Below are 3509 nucleotides of genomic sequence, written 5' to 3'. Positions count from 1 at the left end.
GCGAGCGGGCGATGATGAGCAGTGCGGAACAATCAGAATGGCGACGAGCGCCACGGCGGTCAGCTGCAGGAATGCGGTCGCCGACCTGCCTCCCGGAGTGACGGCGCTTCAGAAGACGGGAGAGTGTCGACGCGAGATCCTGCGGCCCGCAGATCGCGATCAGCGCGACCGCCCCTGCCGACACGACAACGACCTGCATCGCGGCGTCCGGTCCGTCGCTGCGACTCTCGGGGGCATGTCGCGGTGCGCCGAATGCCGGACCTCGACGAACGCGCGGCAGCGCAGCACCGGCGACATCACGAGACCCGCGACCGCGGCTATCAGCCACGCGGAAACCTGATTGGGCGACCTCTCGATACCAGCGTGCTTCGTCAGAAGGATCCCGCCGATCCACGCAGCGAATGCGAGCGGAATCGCTACGACAATAGCGACGGCGGGAACAAGGATGTGTAGCCCGTCTCGTCGCCTCGCGGAGACATCTCGGGTCGGAGTCGGGAAAATGAGAGTTCTCTCATGTTTCCGATAGCTTTGTCACAGGAACAGTCCTGGCCGCACGCATCAACGGGGATTCTGATGAACAGAGAGCGTGACTATCTCACCACTCACTCGAGAGGACGTGTGAGGTGACGGGGCCAGCGGCGGGCTGGTTTGCCGACCCCGCAGGCTCGGATCAACTGCGCTGGTGGGATGGAACACGGTGGACGGAACACTTCGCGCCCGCTCCGCCCGTCGCCCGGAGCGAGCATGTGGTGCCCCCAGCCGATCCCAGCACCCGTTGGAGGTTCGCTCGCCTCCGGCTGTGGCCGCTGTGGCTGCGCGTCGTCGGAGCTGTCGTGTTGTGTGCGCTGCTTGTCGTCCTAGCGCCCCTGGTTACGCTCGCCGCCCTGGTGGTGCTCGTTACGGCCATCGTGGCGATGGCACGCGGTTCACGCACGTGGCTTCGGTTTCCCAGCAGGGGGGGTGCGGTCATAGCTCTAGTCGTGTCTGTGGTGGTTTTTGGCGTGGCGGGCGCTCTAACCGGACTCGTCTATCCGACGAAGAGTGCAACGGTCGCTGAGAAATCCGTTCCGTTCGCCGAAGTGTCCGGGACGGCCACGCCGTCGACGCCTTCACCCGCTCCCAGCACCACGATCGACCCCGTGGATGTCGTGACGAGCCAGCCGTTCACCGGCACGCTGGCCACGGCGGCAGACGCCGGTGCGACCGATGGTCGCGCCGCGCTTGCGGTTCTCGAGGCGATCCCGGTGAAGGAGAAGGCTTCGGGAGCTGCGTTCGACCGGAACACGTTTGGACCCGCGTGGATCGACGTTGACCATAACGGCTGCGATACCCGCAACGACACGCTCGCTCGGGATCTGCACAGCCCTGCACTCAACGGGTCCTGCATCGTGACGGCAGGCACGCTGACTGATCCTTACAGTGGCACCCGCCTCGATTTCCGGCGCGGCGTCGGCACGTCAGATCTCGTCCAGATCGACCACATCGTGTCGCTCTCTGATGCGTGGGTCACCGGTGCGCAGGCGTTGACGTCCGACCAGCGGACGACTTTCGCGAACGACCCGCTGAACGTGATCGCAGTATCCGAGGCCGCCAGGTCGCAGAAAGCCGGAGCAAGCGCAAGCGAATGGGTGCCGAGCAACGCGGCATTCCGATGCGAGTATGTCGCTCGGCAGGTCTCGGTCAAGGCAACGTATGGCCTGTGGGTGACATCTGCGGAGCGAGATGCAATGTCGAAAGTTCTGCAGGGATGCGCAAGCCAACCTGCGGTGACGTCGGCTTACGCCGCAAAGCCTGTCGCGCCACCGGCTCCCGCAGAGCCCGCCCCTGCGGAGCCTGCCCCCGCGGAGCCTGCGCCGGCGGAGCCGGCCCCAGTCGAACCTGCGGCGCCACAACCCGCACCTCCGGCCTCCACCTACTATGCGAACTGCAGCGAGGTGCGCGCTGCCGGGAAGGCGCCGCTGTACGCCGGCGACCCGGGATACTCGCGCAAGCTGGACCGAGATGGCGACGGGATCGCCTGCGAGTAGCGTCCGACGCACAAAAGCGCCCGCCTCGACAGCAGTCGGGACGGGCTCTTTCGTGACTCTGGATCAGAGGGCGCGGATGTTCGCAGCCTGCATGCCCTTGGGGCCACGCTCGGCGTCGAATTCGACCTTCTGGTCTTCGCGCAGCTCCTTGAAGCCGTCGCTGACGATTGCGGAGAAGTGCGCGAACAGGTCGGCGGAGCCGTCGTCCGGCGCGATGAAGCCGTAGCCCTTCTCGGAGTTGAACCATTTCACGGTGCCAGTGGCCATCGTGTCTTTCCTTCTGTTTTTCGGGCCGCCGGAGCGACCGGGTGTGCCGCGTCGACGAATGCGACGCGGACGTGTGTGGGTCGATGCGGAGCTGGCGAGCGCTGCGGTGACGGCTGCGCGCGCGGCATCCAGGTCGACGTGGATGCCGAGGTCTTGCCCCTGAGCGCCGCAGGCGCGTGCGCCGGCATCCGTGTCATGGACGAACCCGGCGTACTCGCCGAGAACCGTCGCGACGTACACGTCGTGATCGGCCTGGCGCCAGGTGACCTCGTGTGAGGTGAGGAGAATCATCAATCGTTTCTGTGCACATCGTCACAGGACGTGCAGGCGGCGAACAGATGCCGCGGGTAGGAGGTGGTGGTCCGAGTGGTGAGCTCTCGACGTCGAGAGGGGTGGGACGGACCCGCGCCCGAGATGCGGGACACACGAGCTTAGCACGGGCCTCTGCTCGTCGCTGGGCTCCGCCTTGCCTCGACGGAGGGAGGGGTATAACTGCAGGAATGCGTCGTCCTTTTCCCGCGCCCTTCGTGACGGCGCTGTTGTGGGGCACGTCGCTCAATCCCCTCAACTCCTCGATCATCGCGACCTCGCTCGTCGCGATCGCCGCCGCCTTCCAGGTCGGCGCAGGACAGACGGCCGCTCTCGTCGCTGCGGTGTATGTCGCCAGCGCCGTCGGGCAGCCCGCCATGGGGCGCCTTGCGGGCCAGTTCGGACCACGTCGCATGCTCGTCGTCGGGTTGGGCGTCGTGACGCTGGCCGGCGTCATCGGCGCACTCGCTCCCACCTTCGCGTGGCTCGTCGTCTCGCGGGCGCTCGTGGGCATCGGCACCGCTGCCGGCTACCCCTGTGCCATGGCGATCATCCGCACCCGTGCAGACGCGGCGCGCACCGGCATCCCGGGATCGGTGCTCGGAGGCATCTCCATCGCCAGTCAAGTCACGGCCGCGCTGGGTCTGCCGGTCGGCGGCTGGCTCACGGCGGCGTGGGGGTGGCCCGCGGTGTTCGCCGTGAACGTGCCGCTCGGCCTCATCGGGGTCGGCCTCGTGCTGCGGTGGGTGCCTCGAGATCCGCCGCGCACCATGAGGGGCGGGGGCTCGCTCGTACAGGCGCTGGACCCGGCTGGCATGGCCTTGTTCGCCGCCGCCGTGATCTCGCTCATCGCCGCGATCTCCGACATCCGGCACGTGTCGTGGATCGCGCTCGTGGTCTTCGTGT

3 protein-coding genes and 1 pseudogene are annotated in these 3509 nt (G+C 67.1%); 3 read left to right on the top strand and 1 reads right to left on the bottom strand.

The window, feature by feature from the left end; genetic code table 11:
- Positions 1-623: 623 nt before the first annotated feature.
- Together I5I_RS17530 and I5I_RS16335 are read left to right on the top strand one after the other, a co-directional pair.
- A pseudogene (locus tag I5I_RS17530) lies at positions 624-722 on the top strand (DUF2510 domain-containing protein); the annotation flags it as partial.
- 258 nt (positions 723-980) lie between these two features.
- Complete coding sequence (locus I5I_RS16335) at positions 981-2027, top strand: excalibur calcium-binding domain-containing protein (protein ID WP_239640050.1); 1047 nt, start codon at positions 981-983, stop codon at positions 2025-2027.
- Between the two features lie 63 nt (positions 2028-2090).
- Here the strand turns inward: I5I_RS16335 and I5I_RS07000 are convergent, their stop codons facing one another.
- Positions 2091-2294 (bottom strand): cold-shock protein, encoded by a 204-nt coding sequence (locus I5I_RS07000; RefSeq protein WP_036283106.1) that lies wholly within the window; start codon positions 2292-2294, stop codon positions 2091-2093.
- Positions 2295-2821: 527 nt separating this feature from the next.
- On the opposite strand from I5I_RS07000, the gene I5I_RS16800 reads away from it, so the two are divergent.
- Positions 2822-3509: MFS transporter (locus I5I_RS16800; protein ID WP_187289924.1), on the top strand; the 688-nt coding region annotated here is incomplete at its 3' end.

The organism is Microbacterium sp. B24, assembly GCF_000333415.1.
GTDB lineage: Bacteria > Actinomycetota > Actinomycetes > Actinomycetales > Microbacteriaceae > Microbacterium.
Note: the sequence above shows the minus strand (reverse complement) of the source record. Positions and strands in the feature narration are given on the sequence as shown.

What these genes read in the sequence shown, in the direction of transcription:
- I5I_RS07000 (WP_036283106.1), bottom strand. Translation starts at nt 2,294, where the DNA reads ATGGCCACTGGCACCGTGAAATGGTTCAACTCCGAGAAGGGCTACGGC.